Below are 26,303 nucleotides of genomic sequence, written 5' to 3'. Positions count from 1 at the left end.
AAAAGTGGAACAGGTTCTACCAAGAGTCGGGCAGATGTCCAGGTAGCGGGGACGCCCCCCGCCCTACGGCTTGCGCAACGCAGCCATGAACATCGCGTCGGTGCCGTGCCGGTGCGGCCAGAGCTGGACTCCCGGACCGTCTCCCAGACCCGGCACACCGGGAACGAGCTCACGCGTGTCGAGTGCCGTGAGCCCGTAGCGGCGCACCGCGTCCGCGACCACGGCCACCGTCTCGGACAGGTGCGGCGAACACGTCGCGTAGAGGATCACGCCGCCCGGACGAACCAACTCGACGGCCGACGCCAGGAGTTCGCGCTGCAGTTTCGCGAGACCAGCCACGTCCGACGGCTGCCGGCGCCACCGCGCCTCCGGACGTCGGCGCAACGCACCCAGTCCGGTGCACGGCGCGTCGACCAGGATGCGGTCGTACCCGCCCGCCAGCCCGGGATCCCGCCCGTCGGCGACGTGCACGTCGACCGGGAGTTCCTTCGTCGTCTTGCGGATCAGGTCCGCGCGGTGTTCCACCGGCTCCACGGCGTCGAGGCGTCCGCCCTCGATTCCGGCGAGGGCGCCGAGCAGGGCCGCCTTGCCGCCCGGGCCCGCGCACAGGTCGAGCCAGCGGCCCGCGTCCGGACCGTCCAGCGGTGCCAGCGACAGCGCCCGGGCGACGAGCTGACTGCCCTCGTCCTGCACTCCTGCGAGCCCCTCACGGACGGCGTCGAGCAGCCCCGGGTCGCCGCCGTCCAGATAGACCGCGTACGGCGAGTAGCGCCCCACCTCGCCGCCGGTGGCGAGCGCGAGTTCCTCCGACGAGATCTCCCCCGGGCGGGCGACGAGATGCACCACCGGCCGGGCGTCGTCGGCGATGAGGACGTCCTCGAGTTCGCCGGCGTCGGCACCGAGCGCGTCGGCGAACACCTGCGCGATCCACGTGGGATGCGCGTGCTCGAACGCCAGCCGCCCCACCGGGTCGGCCGGGGCGAGGCGCTCCACCCATTCCGCTTCGGACCGCTCCGACACCCGGCGCAGCACGGCGTTGACGAAGCCGGCCTTCCCCGGGCCGGCCTCCGCGCGCACGAGATCGACGGAGGTGGCGACGGCGGCGTGCGGGGCGACGCGGGTGCGCAGCAGCTGGTAGGCGCCCAGCTGGAGGACGTCGAGGAGCGGTCCGTCGATCTCGGCGATCGGCCTGCCTGCGCAGTCGGCGATCACGGCGTCGAGGAGCCCGCGGGCGCGGGCGGCGCCGTAGGCCAATTCCGTGGCGAGGGCCGCGTCACGTCCGTCCAGGCGCCGCTCACGCAGCAGCCCGGGCAGCACGAGATTGGCGTAGGCGTCGCGTTCCCGGACGGCGCGCAGCACGTCCCTCGCGGCGAGCCGCGGCTGGTCGAGACCGGACTGCGACGCGTCGGGCCGGCGGGCCTGGCGGGGACGGTTGTTGCGGGCCCCGGAGCCGGACTGGCCGCGACGTGCAGGCCTTCTGGATTCGCTCACTGTGCCCGTACCTCCGCGTCGAGTCGTGCGCCTCGCGCCCAGTCCAGGGCGGCCATCTGTTTCTTGCCCTGCGGTTGGATGCGGTCGAGCCGCACCGCCACCGTGGACGTGCCGATCAGGAATCCGGCCTTGGTCACCGAGATCTCCCCCGCCTCCAGTCGCTCCTCCGTCGGAGTGACCGGCCCGACCTTGACGCGCAGATCGCCGATCATGGTCCAGGCGCCGGGCGCGGGGGTCACCGAGCGGACGTGCCGGTCCACCACGGCAGCTGTTCTGTCCCACCGGATCCGGGCCGCCTCGACGCTCACCTTGGGCGCGTGCGACACCCCGTCGGCCGACTGCGGGACCGCGGTGATCGCGCCGTCCTCGATCCCGTCGAGAACCGACTCCAGGAGGACCGCACCGCTGTCGGCCAGGCGCCCCAGCAGATCCCCGGCGGTATCGGAATCGCGGATCCTCTCGGTGACCACCCCGTAGACCGGCCCGGTGTCCATCCCCGCCTCGAGCCGGAACGCACTCGCGCCGGTCATGTCGTCGCCCGCACCGATCGCGGCCTGCACGGGGGCTGCCCCGCGCCACGCCGGCAACAGCGAGAAGTGCAGGTTCACCCAGCCGTGGGCCGGGATGTCGAGGACCTTCTGCGGCAGCAGCGCCCCGTAGGCGACGACGGGCGCGCAGTCGGGTGCGAGGTCGGCGAGACGCGCCAGGAAGTCCGGCTCCGAAGGCCGCTCGGGAGTCAGCACCTCGATGCCGTGGGAGTCGGCGAGTGCACCGATAGGTGAACGGACCACCTTGCGTCCGCGGCCTGCGACCGCGTCCGGGCGGGTGATGACCGCCACGACGTCGTGGCGCGGCGAACGGATCAGGCGTTCGAGCGAGGGAACAGCGGGCTCGGGGGTTCCGGCGAAGACTATGCGCACGTCGGCGACCCACACGACGGACGGTGGACCGCTGCGCGGGCCGAAACGATACTCACGAAGAAAGCTCCCCTTTGATCGACGATGTGCCGACCAGTCTAGGGAGTCGGCCCCGGGCCATAACACTCGGCGAACAGTCGGCGAATCGATTCCGCAGAACCGCACACAGCGACGGCGGACGGGTATTGACTGTTCCGAGGCCGGTGCCTCCCGTCGCCGCCCTGCAGGGCGTGAGCGATTCCGACGCCGAACACCTCGCGGCCGCGTTCGACATCGAGACCGTGAAGGACCTCGGCACCGACAAGTACTTCCTGTGGGCGCAGGCCGTCGCGAAACTGGCGGAGTAGCACACACACGAGGAAGCGGGGAGCCGTACAGCGCACGGCTCCCCGCCTCATTCGTGGGTCTATCTGTTGCTGTCGAGAATCACCTGCGGAATACCCGCACCGACCGGGACGAACTCGCAACGAGCCAGCGGAGTCGCGTCCGGGTCGAGCGCCGCCCGGACGAGGTCGAGCGCGAACGGATCGTAGGGCGCCTGGAAATGTCCGGTGCCGTCCTGGGGGCATCGATCCTGGATCAGGATGTTGTCGGCCCCGGCGCCGTGGAGCGCCATGTTCGTGTACGGCTGGATCATCTCGTCGTACCGAGACCCGATCGTCGTGTACGCGACACCGGGCACGGTGTCACCGCCCGCGTTGAGGGCGTTCATGAACGGCGAGCCCTGCATCTGCTGGCTGACGGCCACCGATGTCACCGTGCGGGCGAAGTCCGGTCCGCCGGGAAGCGCCTGGACGATCGGAACGAGGCCGTACATCACTCCCCCGTAGCTGGGCGACGCCAGTCCGACCCAGTGGTCGACGAACGGGGCGCCGCCGAGCTTGTTGACGTAGTACCGCGTGACGTTCGCACCTTGCGAGTATCCGACCGTGTCGACCTTGTCGGCGCCGGTCGCGTCGCGGACCCGGTCGACGAATCGGCCGAACTGCTCCGCGCTCGCGACGATGTCCTCGGTGCCGTACGTATCGGCACCCGGCGCTCCGCCGTAGTTGAGTGCGAACACGCAGTAGCCGTCCGCGGCGAGCATCGGCGACAGGGCGGCCCAGTCCGCGTAGGCGCTGGCGTCGGTGCCGTGTGCGAGCACCACCGGCTCGGGGTGGTCCGGGGAAGGTGTGCAGGAAAAGTCGTTCGATCCCGCGGGCGCGGTGCCCGGGTGCTCGTGCGCATATGCGGCGGCGGCACTACGTCCGGTCTGGGGAAGCCCGGCCGTGGCGGGCACGACGGGTTGGGGCGGTGAGGCGTCGTCCGCATGGGCGGTGGACACTGCGCCGGACATCAGCAGGACGACACCCGCGACGACCGCACCGGCACCCCGAAATCTCATGATCTCTCCCGACTTCGCCGTGACATCTCCGTGAACTTTCCCAGAATGTGCACACGCTGTCGCGTCGAGACGGCGGGCCCGCGGTGAGTCGCGACGCCCTACGAGTCGGTGTCATCCTTGCCGGCTTCGCTCTGATCGTCTTCCGCGAGAAGGCGATACATCGCGCGACGCGCCTCGGTGAGAATCTCGCCGGCACGCCGGACCTGTTCGTCGTCACCGACGGCGGCGACCTGCCCCGCGGCACCCATCAGCAGCCCGATCAGACCCCGCAGGTCCTCGGCTGGCCTGCCGACACTCTCCCGCACGTCGTCCCACGGGGTGCCGAGTTCGGTCTTGTTCGCTTCGACGAAGGCCTCGCCCTCGTCCGTCAGGCGTGCGGTCTTGCGGCCCGCCACCTTTTCGATCAGCACCAGACCCTCGTCCTCGAGCTGTGACAGCGCGGGGTAGATCGAGCCCGGGCTTGGCTTCCACACCCCGTCGCTGCGTTCGACGATCTGCTGAATCAGCTCGTAGCCGTGCATCGGCTCCTCGGTGAGCAACAGCAGGATCGCGGAGCGGACATCGCCGCGCCGCCCCCTGCCACCCCGTCCGCGTCCGCGGCCGAAGTGCATTCCCGGGCCGAACCCGGGATCGCCCTCGGGCCCGAAGCGGCCTCGCCGGTGTCCGTGACGGTGGGGCCCCTCGGGCCGCCCCGTCCGTTCGCGCGCGAATCGGTCCCGTCGGGGACCCCTGTGTTCGAAATGGAAGTTTTCCATCATCAGCCTCCTTCTGTATCGCTGATGCATCAACGATATATCGTCAATTGACACTCGGCAAGGTCCTTTTCTGTGACGGTGGTCAAGTCGCCTCCGGACTCGCGGGCGCTGCGCCTGCCGAGTCCGGAGGCGTTCGCGCTCAGTCGGCAGCGGCGCCGAACCACTCGCGGAGCCGGCCGACCAGATCCTGCTGGTCGTCACCGACCCACGCCACATGCCCGTCCGGTCGCAGCAACGCTGCGGGCACGTCCAGTTCCTCGCTGACGTCGACGACGTGGTCGACCCGGCCCGCCCAGCCCGTCACCGACAGCCGGCCGGTCTGGTCGAGCAGTAGTCCGCGGCCGTCGTGCATCAGCTCGTAGAGACGTCCCCGCTTCAGCCCCACGTCCCGTAGGCGCCGGCCGAGCAGTTCGTGCCCCTCGCCGAAGTCGTAGCGGACCCCGATCGCGATGATCTTCTCGGTCAGGTACCGGTTCACGTTCTCGAAATCCATCAGTTCCGACACCAGCCGGCGCACCGCCTGGGGCCCCGGCTCGAGGGACATCAGCTCCATCTGGGCGCGGGTGTTGGTCAGCACGTCGGCGGCTACCGGGTGCCGTTCGGTGTGGTAGCTGTCCAGCAGCCCCTCCGGGGCCCAGCCACCGACCTCGGCTGCCAGTTTCCAGCCGAGGTTGAACGCATCCTGGATACCGAGGTTGAGCCCCTGACCGCCGACCGGCGGGTGGATGTGCGCCGCGTCGCCGGCCAGCAGCACCCGGCCGACCCGGTAGCGCTCGGCCTGCCGGGTGGCGTCGCCGAAGCGGGACAGCCACCGCGGCGAGTGCACGCCGAAGTCGGTGCCCGCGGTTGCCCGCAGCTGTTGCTTCAACTCGTCCAGGGTCGGCGCGACCGTGCGGTCCTCGGCCACCCCTGCGGCGGGCACGCCGATGCGGTACACCCCGTCCTGGAGCGGCATGGCGCCGAACCGGAGCTGGGTCTTGCGGACCTCGGCCACCACGGCGTCCAGCGTCTCCTGCGGCGCGGTCAGCTCCACCTCGCCCAGCAGTGTGTCGACTCTGCTGGGCTCGCCGGGGAAATCGACGCCGAGCAGCTTCCGCACCGTGCTGCGGCCGCCGTCGCAGCCGACGAGGTAGCGCGAGCGCAGCTGGGTGCCGTCGGCCAGCAGGGCGGTCACCCCGTGTTCGTCCTGAGTCAGGCCGACCAGTTCGCAGCCGCGCCGGATCTCGACGCCGACTTCGGTGGCGTGCTCGGTCAACAGTCGCTCGGTGGTGGTCTGCGGGATGCCGAGAACGTACGGATGTGCGGTGTCCAGCCGCTCGGGAGCCGGCTTTCTGATGCCGGCGAAGAAGCCACCGACCGGGTACTGCGTACCGATCGCGAGGAACCGCTCCAGCAGACCGCGCTGGTCCATCATCTCGATGCTGCGCGCGTGCAGACCCAGCGAACGGACAACCCTGGTCGGCTCTGTGTCCTTCTCCACCACGAGCACCTGAACGCCGTGCAACCGCAACTCGCAGGCCAGCATCAACCCGGTCGGTCCGCTGCCCGCAACGATCACGTCGATCATGAAAACCCCCACACGTATGCCGCGAATACCGATTTCCGCTGGTCCTGGCTTCGGTGGGAGATTCTGCGGCACGACCCGGGTCTTGCCGCAAGGCCCCCGGTGCGTTATATGTTGAGAGTGGCAGGGAGTGGATAATTTCCTTGCCATTCCTTCTGGTCACCCCGGGGCCGAACTAGCCGATGCGAATGGGGTCGATCTGGACGCGGGCAGGCTGCGAGTCCTTGCGCGCACTGCGCACCGACTGCGCCTCTCCCAGCGCTTTGGCCAGAGGCTTCCCCTCGCCCCGCGGCACCCGGATCAGCATGCGCTCCACGTCCGCGGGCTCGGGCGCGTCGCCGGAGAACGGCAGCCGCTCCCCCGCAGGCAACTCGACCGGGCCGAGCAATTCCGCATTCGCCGGCAGGTCGGCGAGGTCCAGGAGATCGGCGATCGCCTTCGCACTGCCGTCGATCGCCGCGAGGTGGATGGCGGGCGGAAATCCGACTTCGGCCCGCTCCTCGTACTGCGCACGGGCATGACCGACCGGATCCCAGCGAACCAGCGCCTGCACGGTCGGAATCCCCGAATCGGCGACCACGACCACCTGACCGCCCTCGGCGAACGGCCGCACGAGCGACGACGCCGTCATCCACCGGCGCAGCGTCTCCTCCGCGGCGCGCAGGTCGGGACGGCCCAGCAGCGCCCAGCCGTCGAGCAGCAACGCCGCGCCGTAGCCGCCCGGCATCACCGGTTCGGCCCCGACCGTCGACACCACGAGGGTGGGACCCTGCTTCACCTCGTCCACGACGTCCGTGCCCCCCGACATCCGGACGGCAACCCCGGGAAACGCGCGACCCAGTTCCTCGGCGGTCCGTCCGGCACCGACCACGACGGCCCGCAGCGCCTTCGCTCCGCACGCGTGGCAGCGGTGTGCGGCGTCGGCGACGCCACACCATCGGCACGCGGGCGTCCCCGCCCCGTCCGGGCCGGCCGCGGACGGCAGCGCGAGAGGTCCGTTGCATCGTCGGCATCGCGCGGGCGCCCGGCATTTGCCGCACGCGAGGCTGGGCACGTAGCCGCGCCGGGGCACCTGGACCAGCACTCCCCGGCCGGCGCCGAGCGCCTCCCGGGCAGCCGCGAACGCGATCGCGGGCAACCGGGCCGCGCGCGCACCGGGATCGCGGGCCAGGGCGTGGTCACTGTCCGCGAGTGCGGTGATCTTCGGGGCGGCCGCCCGCACCGAGTCCCGGGAGGCCACGAGGTCGTGCGCCCACCCTGAGTCGACCAGGGCCTGCGCCTCCGCGGTGCGCGCGTGACCGGCCAGCACCACCGCGCAACCACTGGCGTACGCGCGGAGCAGCGCCACCTCTCGGGCGTGCGGATAGGGTGCGCGCGGCTCGGAATGGTTGTCGTCCCCGTCGTCCCAGACCACGATCAGCCCGGTGCGCGGCGTCGGCGCGAACACCGAACTCCGGGTCCCGACGACGACCTTGGCCGTCCCGCGCAGCGCCGCCAGCCAACGCCGGTACCGCAGGGCCGGACCGAGACCGGCGGCAAGTCCGACGACCGCGTCCTTGCCCAGGAGCTTTTCCACCGCCGCGACCACACGGTCGAGATCACGCTGATCGGGAACGACGACGACGGTGCTCGCCCCGGTGGCGGCGACGAGCCCCGACAGTTCCGCGAGACGCGCAGGCCAGTCCTCGCCGGGGAGCGCCTGCCAGACCGCGCGCGGGGCACGCTCCCCCGACAGTGCGGTCAGGAATGCGCCGCCGTGCACGTACCGGTCCCACGCCTCGGTCTCGATCGCGCTGTCCGGCACCTCGGGGGGTTCGGACGCCGCCTCGGACTCCGCCCGCGCGTGCCTCGGCGGGATCGCGAGCCGCAGGACGTCCGCGCGGGTTCCGGCGTATCGGCCGGCGACGAGGTCGACCACCCGGGTGATCTCCTCGGTCAGGACCCGCTCGGGCGAGATCACCCGTTCGAGCCAGCCGAAACGGCCCTGATGGTCGCTCGTCGCGTTCCGGGAGACGACGAACCCGTCGACCAGACGCCCGGCGAACCGGATGCGCACCCGGACCCCGGGCCGCGCCTGCTCGTCGAGGTCCTGCGGAACGAGGTAGTCGAATTCGCGGTCGAGGTGGGCAAGCGGAAGCAGCGGCAGCACCCGGGCAACCGGATCGACTTCTGCCGCAACCTTTTCCGCGCTCACGCGACGGCTCCTACCGGAGCGGCGCCCGGCGCGCCGTGACTACCGATCAGAGGCCTGCGGCTGCCCGCAGCTTCTCCGCCCGGTCGATGCTCTCCCACGGGAGGTCGATGTCGGTGCGACCGAAGTGGCCGTAGGCCGCGGTCTGCGCGTAGATCGGACGCAGCAGGTCGAGGTCGCGGATGATGGCGCCGGGCCGCAGGTCGAACGTTTCGGTGATGGCCTGCTGGATCCGCGCCGGATCCGTCTTCTCGGTACCGAACGTCTCGACGAACAGACCCACCGGCGCCGCCTTGCCGATCGCGTACGCCACCTGGACCTCGATCCGATCGGCGAGGCCTGCCGCGACCGCGTTCTTGGCCACCCAGCGCATGGCGTAGGCCGCCGACCGGTCGACCTTCGAGGGGTCCTTGCCGGAGAACGCGCCGCCGCCGTGGCGGGCCATTCCGCCGTAGGTGTCGACGATGATCTTGCGACCCGTCAGGCCGGCGTCACCCATCGGGCCGCCGAGCACGAACTTGCCGGTGGGGTTGACGAGCAGACGGATGTCCGAGACGTCGAGTTCGGGCATGTCGATCTCGGCGAGAACCGATCCGAGAACCTTCTCCCGCAGATCCGGGGTGAGCAGGTTGTCGAGGTCGATGTCGGCGGCGTGCTGCGTCGAGATGACCACGGTGTCGAGGCGAACCGCCTTGTCACCGTCGTATTCGATGGTGACCTGGGTCTTGCCGTCCGGGCGCAGGTACGGCAGGACACCGGACTTGCGGACCTCGGTGAGACGCCGCGACAGGCGGTGCGCCAGTGCGATCGGCAGCGGCATCAGTTCCGGGGTGTCGGTGGTGGCGAACCCGAACATCAGTCCCTGGTCGCCGGCGCCCTGACGGTCGATCTCGTCGTCGCTCAGTTCGCCGGTGCGGACCTCGTGCGAGTGGTCGACGCCCTGGGCGATCTCCGGGGACTGTGCACCGATCGCGACATTGACTCCGCAGGAGTTGCCGTCGAAGCCCTTGGCCGAGGAGTCGTACCCGATCTCGAGCACGGTGTCGCGCACGATCTTGGGGATGTCGGCGTATGCGGTGGTCGTGACCTCACCGGCGACGTGGACCTGTCCGGTGGTCACGAGGGTCTCGACGGCGACGCGGGCGCGCGGGTCGTCGGTGAGGAGCGCGTCGAGGATGGAGTCGCTGATCGCATCACAAATCTTGTCCGGGTGCCCCTCGGTCACAGACTCACTGGTGAATAGCCGACTACCGGACTGGCTCACAGAATTCCCTCTCGACAGTTGTCCTGAACAGCACGTGAAAACAGCTTAGCTGCGTAATACCGCGAACGACCCTAGCGCCACCCCGGCGGGAGTGACACCTTTCGAATCACCGAAACTCGGCCGGATTTTCCGTCAGAGTGTCCGGAACAGCTGGTCGACGGCGTCGAGTACCCGGCTGGCCATCAACGCCTTCGATCCGTGCTCGAGCGCGGACTCGGAACCGTCGGCTCCGAGCAGCCACCCGTCGTTGTGGTCGACCTCGAACGCCTTGCCCTCGCCGACCGCGTTGACGACGAGGAGGTCGCAGCCCTTTCGCGCGAGCTTGGCCCGCGCGTACGTGAGGACGTCGCCGTCGGCGTCGCCCGTCTCGGCCGCGAATCCGACGATCACGGTCTTCGACGGGATCTCGCCGTCCCTCCTCGACTGGACCAGGCCGGCGAGGATGTCCTCGTTCTTGGTGAGTGCAATCGAGTCGGGTTCGCCCGCACCCTTCTTGATCTTGCTCGCCACCGTCGTCGACGGCCGGAAGTCGGCCACCGCCGCGGCCATGATCACGGCGTCGAACCCGGGCGCGTGCTTGGCGACCGCGACCCGCATGTCTTCGGCCGTGCGGACGTGCACCACGTCGACAGCGGCCGGGTCGGCGAGTCCGGCGGTATAGCCGGAGACGAGGGTGACCTCGGCCCCGCGCTGCACGGCGAGCCGGGCGATGGCATAGCCCTGCTTGCCCGAACTGCGGTTACCGAGGAATCGCACCGGGTCGAGTGGTTCGCGGGTGCCGCCCGCGGACACGAGGACCCGCCGGCCCTCGAGATCACGAGGCAGCGCGTCGGGACGCTCGACCAGCAGCGACGCCAACCCGACGATCTCGTCGGGTTCGGGCAGCCGGCCTGCGCCGGTGTCCTTGCCGGTGAGGCGGCCGGACGCCGGTTCGATCACGGTCACGCCGCGAGCGCGCAGGGTGGCGACGTTGGCGACGGTGGCCGGGTGCTCCCACATCTCCGTGTGCATCGCGGGAGCGAACACCACGGGACATCGTGCGGTGAGCAGCGTCGCGGTCAGGAGGTCGTCCGCGCGTCCCGCCACGGCCCGCGCCATGAGGTCGGCGGTGGCGGGCGCGATGACGACGAGATCCGCTTCCTGCCCGAGACGAACATGCGGAACCTGTGGAACGTCGGTGAACACACCCGTGTGCACGGGGTTGCCCGACAGCGCCTCGAACGTCGCCTTGCCGACGAACTCGAGCGCGGACTCCGTCGGGATGACCCGCACGTGGTGACCGGCCTCCGTGAAGGCCCGGATAACGGCACAGCTCTTGTACGCGGCGATGCCGCCGCCGACACCGACGACGATCCGCTTGCGGGCTGCCCCCGAGAGAACCGGTTCCGGTGAATCCGTCGCGTGCCCGGAGCCCGGGCCCGCTGCCTGTTCAGGCACGGCAGATCCTCCGCTCACTCGCCTTCGGTGTGCTCGAGAAGATCGGAGTGGATCTCACGCAGCGCGATCGACAGCGGCTTCTCCTGCAGGCCCGGCTCGACGAGGGGGCCGACGTACTCGAGGATGCCGTCACCGAGCTGGTTGTAGTAATCGTTGATCTGACGCGCACGCTTGGCCGCGTAGATCACCAGCGCGTACTTCGACGACGTGCGGGCGAGAAGCTCGTCGATCGGAGGATTGGTGATGCCGAGCGGGGTGTCGTAAGCCGGCAGGGCGCCGTGGCTGGGAGTTGCGGACGCTGCTGCGGGGGTGCTGCTCACTCGGTATCTCCTGAAATAGTTCTGGCTAGTTGATGTGAGATCTAGTGGGTCGACTCGGACTGTTCCGGTCGTCCAACCAACAAGGATACCAACTCGTCGCACGATCGGCTGACATCCTCGTTCACGATGACCTCGTCGAACTCGTCCTGCGCCTCCAGCTCGACTCTCGCGGTCGCGAGACGCCGCTCCACGACCTCGGCGGATTCGGTGCCCCGGCCGGTCAATCTCTCGACCAGCACATCCCAGCTCGGAGGTGCCATGAAGACGAGCAGAGCCTCCGGCATCGCGGCGCGGACGGCCCGCGCACCGGCGAGATCGACCTCGACCAGCACCGGTTTGCCCTGCTCGATGGCCCGGCGGACGGGTGCGGCCGGGGTTCCCGACAGCTGGAGTCCGCCGTGGATCTCGGCCCATTCGAGCAGCTCACCGGATTCGATCATCCGCTGGAACTCGTCGCGAGAGGTGAACCGGTAGTCCTTGCCGTCCACCTCGCCCGGGCGTGGGTCGCGCGTCGTCGCGGACACGCTGAAGACGAGCTCCGGCATCCGTTCACGCAGGAGTCGCACCACGCTGGACTTACCGACGGCCGAGGGGCCGGCCAGTACTACCAGCCGACCCCTCCGCACTGCGGTCTTGCTCTCTGACACTTGTGCGTCAGCTACCACTGTCGTGCTCAGGCCTCGAAGTCGAACCTGGCGAGCAGGGCCTTCCGCTGCCGATCGCCGAGGCCACGGAGGCGACGGGTCGGAGCGATCTCCAGCTCGGTCATGATCTCCTGCGCCTTGACCTTGCCCACCTTGGGCAGCGCCTCGAGCAGTGCCGACACCTTCATCTTGCCCAGGATCTCGTCGTCCTCGGCGTCCTTGAGAACCTGCTTGAGGTCGGTGCCACCACGCTTCAGGCGCTCCTTGAGCTCAGCCCTGGCCTTGCGGGCAGCAGCTGCCTTCTCCAAAGCAGCAGCGCGCTGCTCATCAGTCAACTGGGGAAGGGCCACGGTTCCTCCGTCTCGTCGTTGGCAAATAGTCCAAACCACTGGATAACCAGCAGCGATAGCGACCGTACTCACGCCCGGCGCCGATTGCGAACCCACCCCCCGAGGTCAGAGCCGGATTCGGGTGGGCTATGAGAGCGCGGACTCGATCTCGTCGCGGACCTTCACTGCCGCCTCACGCAGTGCCGTCACCGACGGTCCGGCACCGAGAACACCACGAGAACTGTTCGGCAACAACAGTTTTCGAGAATCGGGAAAAATGTCGGCGAGGTCACCGGGAGTCGCGCCCTGGGCGCCGAGACCGGGCGCGAGAATCGGTCCGGAAAAATTCGACAAATCCAGGCCGTGTCCGCGTGTCGCGCCCACCACCAGACCCACCAGACCGGGTTGCGCGTCGTTGTACCGGACCGCCGCGTCCACCACGGACTGGGCCACGGACGCTCCCCCGGCGGTCTGCGCCGCCTGCAGGTCGCCGCCCTCGGGATTGGACGTCCGGGCCAGTACGAAGAGCCCGCGGCCCTGCTCCGCCGCCAGCGACAGCGCCGGGTCGAGCGCACCGAATCCCAGATACGGCGACACCGTCACCGCATCGGAGGACAGGGCCGACTCCGCACCCAGCCAGGACTGCGCGTACGCCGCCATAGTCGACCCGATGTCCCCGCGCTTGGCATCGGCGACGACGAGCGTCCCTGCCTCTCTGAGGACCGAAATGGTCCGTTCGAGCACCGCGTACCCGGCGGAGCCGTACGCTTCGAAGAACGCCACCTGAGGCTTCACGACGGCCACCTCACCGACGAAGGCCTCCACGCAGATCTCCGCGAACGTCTCCAGCCCCTCGGCGGAGACGGGCAGCCCCCACGCCTCGAGCAGGCCCGGATGCGGATCGATCCCGACGCACAACCGCCCCCGGTGCTCGACCGCCGATGTCAGCCGATGCACCCAGGAGTGGTGGTGATGGTGTCCGCTCACGACGAGGCGGACCCGGTCGCGGGAGCCACGACCACTGCGGGCGACCGCAGCCGTGCGTGCAGGGCCTGGAGCGACTGGACCCCGATGTCGCCGCGGATCGCGGCCTCGATGCCCTGCACCGCGGCGGACGCGCCCTGCACGGTGGTGACGCACGGGATGTTCATGGCGACGGCCGCGCTGCGGATCTCGTAGCCGTCGACGCGCGGTCCGGAGTTGCCGTACGGCGTGTTGATCACCATGTCCACCTCGCCGTCGCGGATCATCTCGACGATGGTGCGCTCACCCGCCTCCAGCTTCTCGCCGGAGTGCTTGTGCACCTCCTGGCAGGTGATCCCGTTCCGGCGGAGCACCGCCGCGGTGCCCTCGGTGGCCAGGATCCGGAACCCCAGGTCGGCGAGTCGCTTGACCGGGAAGATCAGCGACCGCTTGTCCTTGTTGGCGACGGAGACGAACACCGAGCCCGAGGTGGGCAGCGAGCCGTACGCGGCCGTCTGGCTCTTCGCGAACGCGGTGCCGAAGTCGGCGTCGATGCCCATGACCTCGCCGGTCGACTTCATCTCCGGGCTCAGCAGGGTGTCGACGCCGGTGCCGTCGGCACGCCGGAACCGGTTGAACGGCAGCACGGCCTCCTTGACGGCGACGGGTGCGTCCGCCGGGGTCGAGCCGCCGTCGCCGGTGGCCGGGAGCACGCCGCTCGCACGCAGATCGGCGATGGACTCGCCGAGCATGACACGGGCGCACGCCTTGGCGAGCTGCACCGCCGTCGCCTTCGACACGAACGGCACGGTGCGGCTGGCGCGGGGGTTCGCCTCCAGGACGTACAGGATGTCGTCCTTCAGGGCGTACTGGACGTTGAGCAGGCCCTTGACGCCGATGCCCTTGGCGAGCGCCTCCGTCGAGCGGCGGACGTTCTCGAGGTCGGCGCGGCCGAGGGTGATCGGCGGCAGCGCGCAGGCCGAGTCGCCCGAGTGGATGCCGGCCTCCTCGATGTGCTCCATCACACCGCCGAGGTACACCTCGGAGCCGTCGCAGAGCGCGTCGACGTCGATCTCGATGGCGTCTTCCAGGAACCGGTCGACCAGGACGGGCCGGTCGTCGGAGATCTCGGTGGCGCGGGAGATGTAGCTCTCCAGCGACGCCTCGTCGTAGACGATCTCCATGCCACGGCCACCGAGGACGTACGACGGCCGCACCAGCACCGGGTACCCGATGCCGGCCGCGATCTCGCGGGCCCCGGCGAACGTGGTGGCGGTGCCGAACTTGGGAGCGGGCAGACCGGCCTCGACCAGCACCTTGCCGAACTCGCCGCGATCCTCCGCGAGGTCGATCGCCTCCGGGCTGGTGCCGACGATCGGCACGCCCGCGGCCTTCAGCCGCTTCGCCAGACCCAGCGGGGTCTGACCGCCGAGCTGCACGATCACGCCGGCGACGGTGCCCGACAGCGACTCGGCCCGGTACACCTCGAGCACGTCCTCGAACGTGAGCGGCTCGAAGTACAGGCGGTCGGCGGTGTCGTAGTCGGTGGAGACGGTCTCCGGGTTGCAGTTGACCATCACCGTCTCGTAGCCGGCCTCCGACAGCGTCAGTGCGGCGTGGACGCAGGAGTAGTCGAACTCGATGCCCTGACCGATGCGGTTCGGTCCGGAACCGAGGATCAGGACCTTCGGACGCTCGGTCTGCGGGGTCACCTCGGACTCGGCCGCCGGGTCGAGTTCGTACGTCGAGTAGTGGTACGGCGTCTTCGCCTCGAACTCGGCGGCGCAGGTGTCGACCGTCTTGTAGACGGGGTGGACGTTCCACTGCTCACGCAGCGCCCGGACGGCGTCCTCGCCGCCGATCTCGGGGCGCAGGGCCGCGATCTGCCGATCCGACAGGCCGTGGTGCTTGGCGCGGCGCAGTACCCGCTCGGTCACCTCGGGCGCCTCGCGCAGCGCGTCGCCGAGCTCGTGGATCTGCAGGATCTGGTCGAGGAACCACGGGTCGATCTTCGTGGCGTCGAACAGCTGCTCGACGGTGGCGCCGAGAGCGAACGCCTTCTCGAGGCCGTACACGCGTCCGTCGCGGGGGATGCTCAGTTCCGTCAGGAGACTGTCCAGGTCGGCGGCCTCCACGTCGGGTCCGGTCCAGTACCCGGCCCGTTTGGTCTCCAGCGAGCGCAGCACCTTCCCGAACGCCTCGGTGAAGTTGCGGCCGATCGACATGGCCTCGCCGACCGACTTCATCGTGGTGGTGAGCGTGTCGTCGGCGCCGGGGAACTTCTCGAACGCGAACCTGGGCGCCTTCACGACGACGTAGTCGAGGGTCGGCTCGAAGCACGCCGGGGTTTCCTTGGTGATGTCGTTGACGATCTCGTCCAGGGTGTAGCCGATGGCGAGCTTCGCGGCGATCTTCGCGATCGGGAAGCCGGTCGCCTTGGACGCGAGCGCACTGGACCGCGACACGCGCGGGTTCATCTCGATGACGACGAGGCGCCCGTCGGTGGGATCCATCGCGAACTGGATGTTGCAGCCGCCGGTGTCGACGCCGACCTCGCGGAGGATGTCGATCGAGAGGTCGCGCATCGCCTGGTACTCGCGGTCCGTGAGCGTCATGGCGGGGGCGACGGTGATCGAGTCACCGGTGTGCACCCCGACCGGGTCGACGTTCTCGATCGAGCACACGATCACGACGTTGTCGCGGCCGTCGCGCATCAGCTCGAGCTCGTATTCCTTCCACCCGAGGATCGATTCCTCGATCAGCACGTTGGCGGTGGGTGACGCCGCCAGGCCGCCGCCGGCGATCCGCGTCAGGTCCTCGTCGTCGTAGGCCATGCCGGAGCCGAGCCCGCCCATCGTGAACGACGGCCGCACGACGACGGGGAAGCCCAGTTCGGCGACCGTGTCGCGGACCTCGTCCATCGTGTAGCAGACGCGGGAGCGTGCGGACTCGCCGCCGACCTTGGCGACGATGTCCTTGAACTTCTGCCGGTCCTCGCCGCGCTGGATGGCGTCGAAGTCGGCGCCGATCAGCTCGACGTCGTACTTCTCGAGGATGCCCTGCTCGTGCAGCGCCACCGCGGTGTTGAGGGCCGTCTGGCCGCCGAGCGTCGCGAGGACGGCATCGATCGGATGACCCTTCTCCGCCTCGAGGGCGATGACCTTCTCGACGAATTCGGCGGTGATCGGCTCCACATACGTGGCGTCCGCGAACTCGGGGTCGGTCATGATCGTGGCCGGATTGGAGTTGACGAGGCTGACCCGCAGGCCCTCCTCGCGCAGCACCCGGCAGGCCTGGGTTCCGGAGTAGTCGAACTCACAGGCCTGGCCGATGACGATCGGCCCGGAGCCGATCACCAGGATGTGGGAGAGATCTGTACGGCGTGGCATTAGTTCTTGACTCCCTCGAGCAGGCTGGTGAAGCGGTCGAACAGGTACGCGGCGTCGTGCGGGCCCGCCGCGGCCTCGGGGTGGTACTGCACCGAGAACGCGGATCCGTCGAGCAGGCGGACCCCCTCGACGGCACCGTCGTTGGCGCAGGTGTGGCTGATCACGGCCTTGCCGAACGGGGTATCGAACTCCTGCCCGGCCTCGCCCTCGAGCGCGAACCCGTGGTTCTGCGCGGTGATCGCGATGCGTCCCGTCTCGTGTTCGACGACCGGGATGTTGATGCCCCGGTGACCGAACTTCATCTTGTAGGTGCCGAGACCGAGAGCACGCCCGAGGATCTGGTTGCCGAAGCAGATGCCGAACAAGGGCAGGCCCTGCCCGATGACTTCCTTGGTGAGGTGCACGGCGCCGTCGGCGGTCGCCGGGTCGCCGGGACCGTTGGAGAGGAAGACGCCGTCGGCCTTCAGGTCGAGGATCTGCTCGAGCGTCGCGTTGGACGGGAGCACGTGCACCCGGATGCCGCGCTCGGCGAACATGCGGGGGGTGTTGGTCTTGATACCGAGGTCGATTGCCGCGACGGTGAAGCGCGCGTCTCCCCCGGTCGGTTCGACGACGTACCCGCTGGTGGTGCTGACCTCGCCGGCGAGATCCGCGCCGAGCATCGACGGCTGGCTCTTCACGCGGTCGAGCAGCACGTCGGTGTCGGCCAGTGCGTCACCGGAGAACACCCCGGCACGCATCGAGCCGCGGGTACGCAGGTGGCGGACCAGTGCGCGGGTGTCGATGCCGGCGATCCCGACGACGCCCTGCTTCACGAGCTCGTCCTGCAGGGAGCCGGTGGCGCGCCAGCTGGAGGTGCGGCGGGCGGGGTCGCGGACGACGTACCCGGCGACCCAGATCTTCGCCTCGGCGCTGCTGCCGGTGGGGCCGACGGATTCGTCGTCCTCGTCATTCCATCCCGTGTTGCCGATCTGCGGCGCGGTGGCCACGACGATCTGGCGGTGGTAACTGGGGTCGGTGAGGGTCTCCTGGTAGCCGGTCATGCCGGTGCTGAAGACGGCCTCACCGAGTGTCTGGCCGACGGCACCGAACGTGGTGCCCCGGAATGCCCGTCCGTCCTCGAGGACCAGTACTGCAGAGTCGGTGTCGTAGCCGCTCATGCGTTCTCTCCGTTCTGCTCGACCTCACCAGAGCTCGCCGCATTCGCTGAATCTTCACTGTCTGTCTTGCCGTCCGGCGCCGCTGCGCCGACCCAGGCGGGGTACACGGACTTGTCGTCGCTGCGGAAACCGGTGTCGATCTCGGTGCCGGTCGGCAGTTCCCATCGGATCACGAGCACGCCGTCCTTGCTCATGACCTTGCCCGCGAGACCGCGCTCGGTGCGGACGGCGCGGACCGCGTCCTGCGGAATCCAGATCGCCGACGCCCCGTCACGTTCGAGCAGGATCCCGGTCGCGTAGCGGGAGATCTCCCCCGTCGCCCGGAAACCGAGGTCGCCGACCGCGATCCGGTCCTGCCAGCTCGGGGCCAGGGTGCTGCCCACGTACAGTCCGGTGGCCGGGGCGATCGTCTGCTTGCCGAGGTGCGCGGGCACGGCGGGAAGCTGCCCGACCCGGTCGGCCTGACGGCGGGCACGACCGCGCCACCCGATGTACATGAGGAAGATGGCCAGCGCCCAGAACGCGACGAGGCCGACTATCCACAGAATTCTCTCCACCGTCATCCCCTGCCGTTCCGCGCCGGGACGCGGGCGTGGCCGTCGCTCGCGGTGACCCGGCCACGCAGGAACGTCGTGGTCACCCGCGCCGGCAGCGTCATCGACTCGTACGGCGTGTTGTGGGCGACGCTGGCCAGATCGGGGCCGTGGACCGTCCATTCGGCGTCCGGATCGATCAGCACCAGGTTGGCGGGCTCGCCGACCTCGATCGGGCGACCCTGGTCGTCGAGTCCGACGATCTCGGCGGGCCGCTCACTCATCACCCGCGCGACTCCGCGCCAGTCGAGCAGACCCGTGCGGACCATCGTCTGCGAAACGATCGACAGTGCGGTCTCCAGACCCAGCATTCCGGGGCGGGCGGCCGCGAACTCGCAGCACTTGTCCTGCTCGGCGTGCGGCGCATGATCGGTCGCGACGCAGTCGATGATCCCCTCGGCCAGTCCGGCCCGGAGCGCGGCGACGTCGCTCGCCTCCCGCAGCGGCGGATTCACCTTGTTCACGGCGTCGTACGTCTCGAGCCGGGAGTCGTCGAGCAGCAGGTGGTGCGGGGTGACCTCGGCGGTGATCGAAATGCCTTGGCCGCGTGCCCACTTCACCAGTTCGACGGTGCCCGCGGTGGAGGCGTGGCAGATGTGCACCCGCGCCCCGGCGTCGCGGGCGAGCAGCGCGTCGCGGGCGACGATCGACTCCTCGGCGGCGCGCGGCCAGCCCGCGAGCCCGAGCCGGGCGGCGGTGGGGCCCTCGTGTGCGACGGCGCCGACGGTGAGCCGCGGCTCCTCCGCGTGCTGCGCGATGAGCACCCCGAGCGAACTGGAGTACTCGAGCGCCCGGCGCATGATCAGCGGGTCGTAGACGCAGTGGCCGTCGTCCGAGAACATCCGCACCCGGCCTATCCCCGACGCCATCGTGGCCATCTCGGCGAGCTGCTTGCCCTCGAGCCCGACGGTGACGGCGCCGACGGGGTGTACGTCGACGAGCCCGACTTCCTGGCCGCGGCGCCACACGTGGTCGGTGACGACCACCGAATCGGCGACCGGGCTGGTGTTGGCCATCGCGAACACCGCGGTGTATCCACCGAGCGCGGCGGCGGCCGAACCGGAATCGATGGTCTCGGTGTCCTCGCGGCCGGGTTCACGCAGGTGGGTGTGCAGGTCGACGAAACCGGGGAGCAGGATCTGCCCCGCCGCGTCGATCACCTCGACGTCCGGCCCGCTGTCCTTGCCCGCGTCCGCACCGATCGCGGCGATGACGCCGTCCCCGAGCAGCACGTCGGTGGGTTCGCCCTCGCCATACAGCAACACGTTCTTGATGAGCACTGTCTCTCCTGTCACTGCACTGTCACTCATCCCGCAACTTCCTCCGCTCCGACCAGCAGCCGGAACAGCACCGCCATCCGCATGTGCACACCGTTGGTCACCTGCTGCAGCACGGCGGTCCTCGTCGAGTCGGCCACCGCCGACGCGATCTCCATGCCGCGCAGCATCGGGCCGGGGTGCAGCACCACCGCGTGGTCGGGAAGCAGCGCGAGCCGCTTCTCCGACAGGCCGTAATTGATCGAGTACTCCCGTTGGGACGGGAAGAATCCGCCGTTCATCCGTTCCGCCTGCACACGCAGCATGAGGACCGCGTCGAGGCCGGGAAGCTCCGCGTCCAGTGAATGCGCCACCGACACCGGCCAAGCGGACACCCCCACGGGGAGCAACGTGGGTGGCGCGACCAGGACCACCTCGGCACCGAGCATCGACAGCAGCAAGGCGTTCGACCGCGCCACCCGGCTGTGCAGGATGTCGCCGACGATGGCGATGCGCTTGCCCTCGATGTCACCGAGACGCTGACGCAGCGTGAGCGCGTCGAGCAGCGCCTGGGTGGGATGTTCGTGGGTACCGTCGCCGGCGTTGATGACCGCCGGCCCGCCGTCGTCCTGATGCCCGGTCCACTTCGCGATCTGGTGGGCCGCACCCGATGCGGGGTGGCGCACGATCAGGGCGTCGGCGCCGGCGGCGCGCAGCGTCATCGCCGTGTCCCGGAGGGATTCCCCCTTGGACACCGACGAACTCGAGGCGCTGACGTTGATGACGTCCGCGCTCATCCACTTCCCGGCGACCTCGAACGACACCCGGGTCCGGGTCGAGTTCTCGAAGAACACGGTCATGACCGTCCGGCCACGCAGCGTCGGGAGCTTCCGCACCTCACGTCCGAGGAGGGCTTGTTCGAAGCGTTCGGCCTCGTCGAGGAGTTCGACAGCCGATTCCCGTGTCAGGTCCGCGATCGACAACAGGTGCTTCACTTAGCTCTTCCCCCCGGAGATCATGACCGCGTCGCGGCCGTCGTGTTCGCTCAGGAGCACCTTGACGTCCTCGGTGCGGGCGGTGGGCACGTTCTTGCCCACGTAGTCGGCGCGCAGCGGCAGTTCCCGGTGGCCGCGGTCGACGAGGACGGCCAGCTGAACGGCGCGGGGCCGCCCGAGATCGCGGAGGGCGTCAAGAGCCGAGCGGACGGTGCGGCCGGAGAACAGCACGTCGTCGACGAGTACCACCAGGGTGTTGTCGACGCCGCCCTCGGGCACCGACGTGCGTTCGAGGGGACGGTGCGGTTTGGTGCGCAGGTCGTCGCGGTAGAGGGTGATGTCGAGGGAGCCGACCGATGGGCGCACCCCGGAGAATTCCTCGATCTTCCCGGCGAGGCGGGCCGCGAGCGTCGTGCCCCGAGTCGGGATGCCGATCAGGACGACCCGCGGCGCGTCACCGTCGGCGGCGTCCAGCGCGGTCTTCTCGATGATCTGGTGCGCGATTCGCGCAATGGTCCGTCCCACATCGGCTGCGGACAGCAGCTCGCGTGCGGGTTCGACGGACGGGGACGACTCTGGTGTTGAATCCGCCGGTTCCCCGGCGGGGCGAGACCCTTCGGGCACACGCATACAACGACCTCCTTCTCCGCCTCACTGGACGGATCGTTAAAGGATGCCTGACGCGGACAGCTTATCAGCGCGTCGACTGCGCCAGGCCCGGACCCCTGACCTGCGGGCCCGCGCAGTCACGGGCCCGCAGCGGGACACGAACTTACGAACCGGCGTCGTTCGACTCGCCGCCGGCGGTCTCGGTGCGCCGCGACGTGGCGGCCGCAGCCGACCGCACCTGCGGCGCCACCAGCACGACCTGACCGAGGATGCCGTTCACGAACCCCGGCGACTCGTCGGTGGACAGCTGTTTCGCCAGCTCCACCGCCTCGTCCACGGCCACGACCGGAGGCACGTCGGTGGCGTGGAACAGTTCCCACACGGCGATGCGCAGGATGGCGCGGTCGACGGCGGGCAGCCTCTCCAGCGTCCAGTCCTGCAGGTGGGATCTGATCACCTCGTCGAGGCGGTCCAGGTTCTCCGCCACCCCGGTCACCACGGTGACGGTGTACGGAGCAACCGGCGCCACGGAGTCGTCCTTGCCGGACAGCTCCGCGCGTTCGGTGGCGAGATCGACCGGATCGAGATCTCGCGCCTCGGCCTCGAAGAGGAAATCGACGGCGCGCTTGCGGGCCTTGTGCCGTGCGCCGAGTTTCTTATGCGTACCGGACACTCAGGAATTCACACGCCCGAGGTAGTTGCCGTCGCGGGAATCGACCTTCAGCTTGTCACCGGTATTGATGAACAGCGGCACGTTGATCTCGGCACCGGTCTCGAGGGTGGCGGGCTTGGTGCCACCGGTGGAGCGGTCGCCCTGCAGACCGGGATCGGTGTGCTGGACCACCAGTTCGACGGTGACGGGCAGTTCCACGAACAGCGGGACGTCCTCGTGCGTCGCAACCTGCACGGCCATGTTCTCGAGCATGAAGCGTGCACCGTCGCCGACGGTGGCCTCGCTGATCGAGATCTGGTCGTAGGTGTCGCCGTCCATGAAGATGTAGTCGGTGCCGTCGTGGTACAGGTACGTCATGTCGCGGCGGTCGACCGTGGCCGTCTCCACCTTGACGCCGGCGTTGAACGTCTTGTCGACGACCTTGCCCGAGAGCACATTCTTCAACTTGGTGCGCACGAACGCGGGACCCTTGCCGGGCTTCACATGCTGGAACTCGATGATCGTCCACAGCTGGCCCTCGATCTGCAGGACCAGGCCGTTCTTGAAATCACTAGTGGAAGCCACTTGCTTCGCGTCTCCTCGATAAGGTCGAAACCGTCTACACGACAGTCAGGTCTTTGGTGGTGAGTGTGAGCAGCTCCGGTCCCTGCTCACGAACCACGAGCGTGTCCTCGATCCGCACGCCTCCGCGCCCGGAGAAGTACACGCCCGGCTCGACGGTCACCGCCGCACCGTCCAGAAGTGTACCGGTGCCGAGCTTGCCGATTCCCGGAGCTTCGTGGATCTCCAGGCCGACGCCGTGTCCGAGCCCGTGCAGGAACAGTTCCCCGTAGCCCGCGTCCTCGATGACCCGGCGGGCGGCACCGTCCACGGCGGACACCTCGGCGCCCGGGCGCAGCGCGTCCCGCCCGGCCTCCTGCGACCGCGCGACCAGCGCATACACGTCCCGTTGCCAGTCGGCGGCCTGCCCCAGGACGTACGTTCTGGTCATGTCCGAGTGGTATCCGCCGACCTCGGCGCCGAAGTCCAGCTTCACGAAGTCGCCGCCGGCGAGGACTGCCTCGGTGGGGCGGTGATGCGGGATCGCCGAGTTGGCGCCGGCCGCGACGATGGTCTCGAACGAGATGCCGTCGGCGCCGTGCGCGAGCATCAGCGCCTCCAGTTCCCGGCCCACCTCCTTCTCGGTGCGTCCAGGGCGGAGGCCACCACGTTCGATCAGGTCGGCGAGCGCGGAGTCGGCGGCCGTGCACGCCGCCCGCAGCAATCCGACCTCGAAATCGTCCTTCACCATCCGCAGTTCCTCGACGAGACCCGGAACGGGATCGAGCCGCGCGTCCGGCGCGAGCACCGACCAGGCCGCGAACTCGTCCACCGTCACGACGTGGCTCTCGAACGCCAGCGAGGACGGGCTCCGCCGTCCCACCGATTCGATGAGGTGCGCGGCGCTGGCGCGGGCGATCTCGGCGCGCAGATCGGGAACCTGTTCCCCGACTTGCGTGAGGTAGCGGCCGTCGGTGCAGATGACGGTGCGCTCCTCGGCCCCCTCGGCGTCGGCGGCGTGCACGAGCAGGGCTGCGTTGGATCCGGTGAACCCGGTGAGATAGCGGATGTTCACCAGATTCGTCACCAGAAGTGCGTCGAGATCCCGGGCGGCGAGGGCCGCGCGCAGCGCCGCGCGCCGCGAACCATGATCAGCAGGCATGTCGTCAAACGTACCGGCAAATCGCCACCCGGAGGGCGCGGATCGACGGCACCCGTCCGGTGGCGAGAACGGGTTTCAGAGCGCGCCGTGTGGGTTAGACCACACGGGTGAAAACCCGCTCGTTACGCTGTGCCCATGAATGCGTGGGTGGTACGCGGCCTCGGCATGGCCCTGATACATGTTTTCGTTCGTGTGATCCTCGGTGTGTCGATCACACAGTGGCCCCTTCAGGGATCCGCTCTGAGATGGCTCGCACTGCTGGTCGTCGTGTTCGTGGCGCTGATCTGGGCCGGCATCGACGGCATCCGGGACCGTCGCCGGAACCCCGAGCCGGAGGACGGCGCCGACCTGACGATGCTGTGGCTGAAGGCGGCCCTGCTCGGCGGCATCGTGGCGGGTGTGGGGAGCTGGCTGGCCAACCTGATTCCGTCCCTCAACGTCACCCAGAACTCGTTCTTCTTCGAGATCACGTCCGGGGCCGCGTTCACGGTCCTGCTGATCTTCGTGCCTGCCATGCTCGCCGTGTTCCTCGGCCGGTTCTTCGTCAGCCGCGAGTCCAGGAAGACGGAGAAGGACCGCAGCGAGCGTCACCCGGCGGCGCGCGGCGCCGGAACGGCCGCAGGGGCCGCAGCGGGGGGAACCGCAGCAGCAGCCGTCGCCGACGACGAGGGCTATGGACAGAACTATCCCGGCCAGGCCTACGAGCAGACCGCGGACACCGGTTACGCCGGTTCCGACGCCGACACGGCCGTCTTCGAACCGGTGCACAACTACCGTGAGGACACGTCCGACCTCGATCAGCCGCAGGGTGCGGACACCGCGTGGCAGGACCCTGTGGACCTCGGGAAGCGCACCACCGACGACCCTCGCCGCGGCGAGTAACACCTCTCGGCTTCACCACACCGACAGACGACGCGGCGGTGTGAGCGCACTCGCTCACACCGCCGCGTCTCGCTTCGTGCCGCTACGTCACAGCAGGACGGCACCACCGGTGCCCGGCTTCTCCTCCCGCGCCACCGCGGAGTACGCGGCCACGAGCAGAGACGGGTCCGGGCCCTCGAGCCGCCCCGGCTTCGCGAGCCCGTCGAGCACGACGAACCGCAGAACGCCCGCCCGGTTCTTCTTGTCGGTCTGCATCCCCTCGACCAACTGGCCGAACGCGTCCGCGTCGTACGTGGTGGGCAGACCCACCAGTTCCAGGATGGTGCGGTGCCGGTCCGCCGTCACATCGTCCAGGCGCCCCGCCAGACGCCCCAGCTCCGCCGCGAACACGAGCCCGACGGCGACCGCCGCACCGTGGCGCCAGCGGTAACGCTCACGCCGCTCGATCGCGTGCCCGAGGGTGTGCCCGTAGTTCAGGATCTCCCGCAGATCGGACTCGCGCAGATCGGCGGCCACGACCTTGGCCTTGACCTCCACGGACCGCCGGATCAGTTCGGGCAGAACGGTTCCCGTCGGGTCCAGGGCGGCCTCGGGATCCTTCTCGATGAGGTCCAGGATCACCGGGTCGGCGATGAAGCCGGTCTTCACGACCTCCGCCATTCCGGCGACGATCTCGTTGCGGGGCACCGTCTCCAGCGTCGCCAGGTCGATCAGCACCGCCGACGGCTCGTGGAACGAGCCCACCAGGTTCTTGCCGGCCTCGGTGTTGATGCCGGTCTTGCCGCCGACCGCCGCATCCACCATCGCGAGCAACGTCGTGGGCACGTGGATCACGCGCACACCGCGCATCCACGTCGCCGCGACGAACCCGGCGAGGTCGGTGGCCGCGCCACCGCCCAGGCTGACCACGGCGTCGCTGCGGGTCAGCCCGATACGGCCGAGGACCTCCCAGCAGAATCCGGCCACGGCCAGATCCTTGCCGTCCTCCGCGTCCGGAATCTCGATGCGGTGCGCATCGATTCCCTTTTCGGCGAGCGCCGCGCGCACCGCCTCCGCCGTCTCGGCCAGCGGCGGCTGATGGAAGATCGCCACCGTCCTCGTGCCGGTGAGTTCGTCCACCAGCTCGCCGAGCAATCCGCGCCCGATGATGACCGGGTAGGGGTTCGCCGTCTGCACCTGTACGCGTACCGGTTCGGTCACTGTCTGCTGCTCCGCTCCGTCTTGTCCGAGATTCTCGGATGTCTCTGTTCCGCCGGGGCCGCCGATCACTCGGCGAGTTTCGCCACCAGCTGCTGCACCACGCGGGCGGGACTCCGCCCGTCCGTGCGTATCCGGATGGACGCCACCTGCCGGTACAGCGGTCGGCGCTTGCGCATCAACTCGGTGTACTTCTGGCGGGGGTCGCCACCGGCGAGAAGGGGGCGCGCGGTGTTGGTCCCCGTGCGCTTGAGCCCCTCGGCCACGCTGATCTCGAGATAGATCACGGTGTGGCCCTTCAACAATTCCCGGGTCCGCTCGGAGAGGATGGATCCACCGCCGAGCGACACGATCCCCTCGTGGCTCTCGATGGCCTTCCGGACGATCTCTTCCTCGAGGGCACGGAAGGCGGGTTCGCCCTCCTGGACGAAGATCTCGGCGATCGTGCGTCCCGCCTCTTCCTCGACCGCCACGTCGGTGTCGAACAACGGAAGGTCCAGGGCCTGCGCGAGGCGCCGCCCGATCGTGGACTTACCCGCGCCCGGGGGGCCGACGAGCACGGCTTTCGGTGCCATCATCCGTCACCGC

The 26,303-nt window shown here is 69.4% G+C and carries 24 protein-coding genes; 1 reads left to right on the top strand and 23 read right to left on the bottom strand.

The genetic code is table 11. From position 1 onward, the window contains the following. Positions 1 to 63: 63 nt before the first annotated feature. From PSR88_RS36230 to PSR88_RS36130, 21 genes are all read right to left on the bottom strand, one after another. Positions 64 to 1,491: an RsmB/NOP family class I SAM-dependent RNA methyltransferase gene (locus tag PSR88_RS36230; RefSeq protein WP_011598870.1), complete on the bottom strand. Its 1,428-nt coding sequence runs from the start codon at positions 1,489 to 1,491 to the stop codon at positions 64 to 66. Further along, a complete protein-coding gene (fmt, locus tag PSR88_RS36225; protein WP_029537759.1) occupies positions 1,488 to 2,411 on the bottom strand; it encodes a methionyl-tRNA formyltransferase in 924 nt (307 codons plus the stop codon). The genes PSR88_RS36230 and fmt overlap by 4 nt, the downstream gene beginning before the upstream one ends. Positions 2,412 to 2,814: 403 nt before the next feature. Beyond that, entirely contained in the window at positions 2,815 to 3,792 is a 978-nt protein-coding gene (locus PSR88_RS36220; protein WP_011598869.1) for an esterase/lipase family protein, read from the bottom strand. 98 nt (positions 3,793 to 3,890) lie between these two features. Continuing rightward, positions 3,891 to 4,547 (bottom strand): PadR family transcriptional regulator, encoded by a 657-nt coding sequence (locus tag PSR88_RS36215; RefSeq protein ID WP_011598868.1) that lies wholly within the window; start codon positions 4,545 to 4,547, stop codon positions 3,891 to 3,893. 139 nt (positions 4,548 to 4,686) lie between these two features. Continuing rightward, the gene (gene rox, locus PSR88_RS36210) at positions 4,687 to 6,114 is read right to left on the bottom strand and encodes a rifampin monooxygenase (protein WP_029537758.1); all 1,428 of its coding nucleotides are present in this window, start codon (positions 6,112 to 6,114) and stop codon (positions 4,687 to 4,689) included. Positions 6,115 to 6,286: 172 nt separating this feature from the next. Further along, positions 6,287 to 8,305, bottom strand: coding sequence for a primosomal protein N' (locus tag PSR88_RS36205; RefSeq protein ID WP_016880321.1), 2,019 nt, complete (start codon positions 8,303 to 8,305; stop codon positions 6,287 to 6,289). A gap of 46 nt (positions 8,306 to 8,351) precedes the next feature. Further along, a complete protein-coding gene (gene metK / locus PSR88_RS36200; RefSeq protein ID WP_005241739.1) occupies positions 8,352 to 9,566 on the bottom strand; it encodes a methionine adenosyltransferase in 1,215 nt (404 codons plus the stop codon). 132 nt (positions 9,567 to 9,698) lie between these two features. Next, positions 9,699 to 11,003, bottom strand: a complete 1,305-nt coding sequence (gene coaBC, locus PSR88_RS36195; RefSeq protein ID WP_009480428.1) for a bifunctional phosphopantothenoylcysteine decarboxylase/phosphopantothenate--cysteine ligase CoaBC — start codon at positions 11,001 to 11,003, stop codon at positions 9,699 to 9,701. A 14-nt stretch (positions 11,004 to 11,017) separates the two neighbouring features. Then, positions 11,018 to 11,323 carry a DNA-directed RNA polymerase subunit omega gene (gene rpoZ / locus PSR88_RS36190; RefSeq protein ID WP_009480427.1) on the bottom strand — a complete coding sequence of 102 codons (306 nt, stop codon included), beginning with the start codon at positions 11,321 to 11,323 and terminating at the stop codon, positions 11,018 to 11,020. 41 nt (positions 11,324 to 11,364) lie between these two features. Continuing rightward, entirely contained in the window at positions 11,365 to 11,988 is a 624-nt protein-coding gene (gmk, locus tag PSR88_RS36185; protein WP_011598864.1) for a guanylate kinase, read from the bottom strand. A gap of 8 nt (positions 11,989 to 11,996) precedes the next feature. Then, positions 11,997 to 12,317 (bottom strand): integration host factor, actinobacterial type, encoded by a 321-nt coding sequence (gene mihF / locus PSR88_RS36180; protein ID WP_005262298.1) that lies wholly within the window; start codon positions 12,315 to 12,317, stop codon positions 11,997 to 11,999. Between the two features lie 126 nt (positions 12,318 to 12,443). Then, positions 12,444 to 13,283 (bottom strand): orotidine-5'-phosphate decarboxylase, encoded by an 840-nt coding sequence (gene pyrF, locus PSR88_RS36175; RefSeq protein WP_016880320.1) that lies wholly within the window; start codon positions 13,281 to 13,283, stop codon positions 12,444 to 12,446. Beyond that, positions 13,280 to 16,648, bottom strand: coding sequence for a carbamoyl-phosphate synthase large subunit (gene carB, locus PSR88_RS36170; protein WP_016880319.1), 3,369 nt, complete (start codon positions 16,646 to 16,648; stop codon positions 13,280 to 13,282). The genes pyrF and carB overlap by 4 nt, the downstream gene beginning before the upstream one ends. Continuing rightward, the gene (gene carA, locus PSR88_RS36165) at positions 16,648 to 17,808 is read right to left on the bottom strand and encodes a glutamine-hydrolyzing carbamoyl-phosphate synthase small subunit (protein ID WP_009480423.1); all 1,161 of its coding nucleotides are present in this window, start codon (positions 17,806 to 17,808) and stop codon (positions 16,648 to 16,650) included. The genes carB and carA overlap by 1 nt, the downstream gene beginning before the upstream one ends. Continuing rightward, complete coding sequence (locus PSR88_RS36160; protein WP_009480422.1) at positions 17,805 to 18,371, bottom strand: hypothetical protein; 567 nt, start codon at positions 18,369 to 18,371, stop codon at positions 17,805 to 17,807. The genes carA and PSR88_RS36160 overlap by 4 nt, the downstream gene beginning before the upstream one ends. Beyond that, the gene (locus PSR88_RS36155; RefSeq protein WP_016880318.1) at positions 18,368 to 19,711 is read right to left on the bottom strand and encodes a dihydroorotase; all 1,344 of its coding nucleotides are present in this window, start codon (positions 19,709 to 19,711) and stop codon (positions 18,368 to 18,370) included. Before PSR88_RS36155 ends, PSR88_RS36160 begins: the two co-directional genes overlap by 4 nt. Next, on the bottom strand, positions 19,708 to 20,652 hold the full coding sequence (locus tag PSR88_RS36150; protein WP_009480420.1) for an aspartate carbamoyltransferase catalytic subunit: 945 nt from the start codon (positions 20,650 to 20,652) through the stop codon (positions 19,708 to 19,710). Before PSR88_RS36150 ends, PSR88_RS36155 begins: the two co-directional genes overlap by 4 nt. Then, positions 20,653 to 21,282, bottom strand: a complete 630-nt coding sequence (gene pyrR, locus PSR88_RS36145) for a bifunctional pyr operon transcriptional regulator/uracil phosphoribosyltransferase PyrR (RefSeq protein WP_009480419.1) — start codon at positions 21,280 to 21,282, stop codon at positions 20,653 to 20,655. Positions 21,283 to 21,424: 142 nt separating this feature from the next. Next, positions 21,425 to 21,934 carry a transcription antitermination factor NusB gene (gene nusB / locus PSR88_RS36140; RefSeq protein WP_009480418.1) on the bottom strand — a complete coding sequence of 170 codons (510 nt, stop codon included), beginning with the start codon at positions 21,932 to 21,934 and terminating at the stop codon, positions 21,425 to 21,427. Next, a complete protein-coding gene (gene efp / locus PSR88_RS36135; RefSeq protein ID WP_009480417.1) occupies positions 21,935 to 22,498 on the bottom strand; it encodes an elongation factor P in 564 nt (187 codons plus the stop codon). 34 nt (positions 22,499 to 22,532) lie between these two features. Beyond that, positions 22,533 to 23,636, bottom strand: a complete 1,104-nt coding sequence (locus PSR88_RS36130; RefSeq protein ID WP_009480416.1) for an aminopeptidase P family protein — start codon at positions 23,634 to 23,636, stop codon at positions 22,533 to 22,535. Between the two features lie 135 nt (positions 23,637 to 23,771). Between PSR88_RS36130 and PSR88_RS36125 the strand changes: the two genes are divergently transcribed. Continuing rightward, on the top strand, positions 23,772 to 24,518 hold the full coding sequence (locus tag PSR88_RS36125; RefSeq protein ID WP_016880317.1) for a B-4DMT family transporter: 747 nt from the start codon (positions 23,772 to 23,774) through the stop codon (positions 24,516 to 24,518). Between the two features lie 87 nt (positions 24,519 to 24,605). Here the strand turns inward: PSR88_RS36125 and aroB are convergent, their stop codons facing one another. Both aroB and PSR88_RS36115 read right to left on the bottom strand, forming a co-directional pair. Next, positions 24,606 to 25,718: a 3-dehydroquinate synthase gene (gene aroB / locus PSR88_RS36120; RefSeq protein ID WP_029537754.1), complete on the bottom strand. Its 1,113-nt coding sequence runs from the start codon at positions 25,716 to 25,718 to the stop codon at positions 24,606 to 24,608. Between the two features lie 65 nt (positions 25,719 to 25,783). Beyond that, complete coding sequence (locus PSR88_RS36115; protein WP_005241678.1) at positions 25,784 to 26,290, bottom strand: shikimate kinase; 507 nt, start codon at positions 26,288 to 26,290, stop codon at positions 25,784 to 25,786. Between the last annotated feature and the right edge of the window lie 13 nt (positions 26,291 to 26,303).

This window comes from Rhodococcus sp. DK176 (assembly GCF_038447315.2).
In the GTDB taxonomy this organism is placed as follows: domain Bacteria; phylum Actinomycetota; class Actinomycetes; order Mycobacteriales; family Mycobacteriaceae; genus Rhodococcus_F; species Rhodococcus_F jostii_A.
This window is presented reverse-complemented; position numbering and strand designations above follow the sequence as displayed.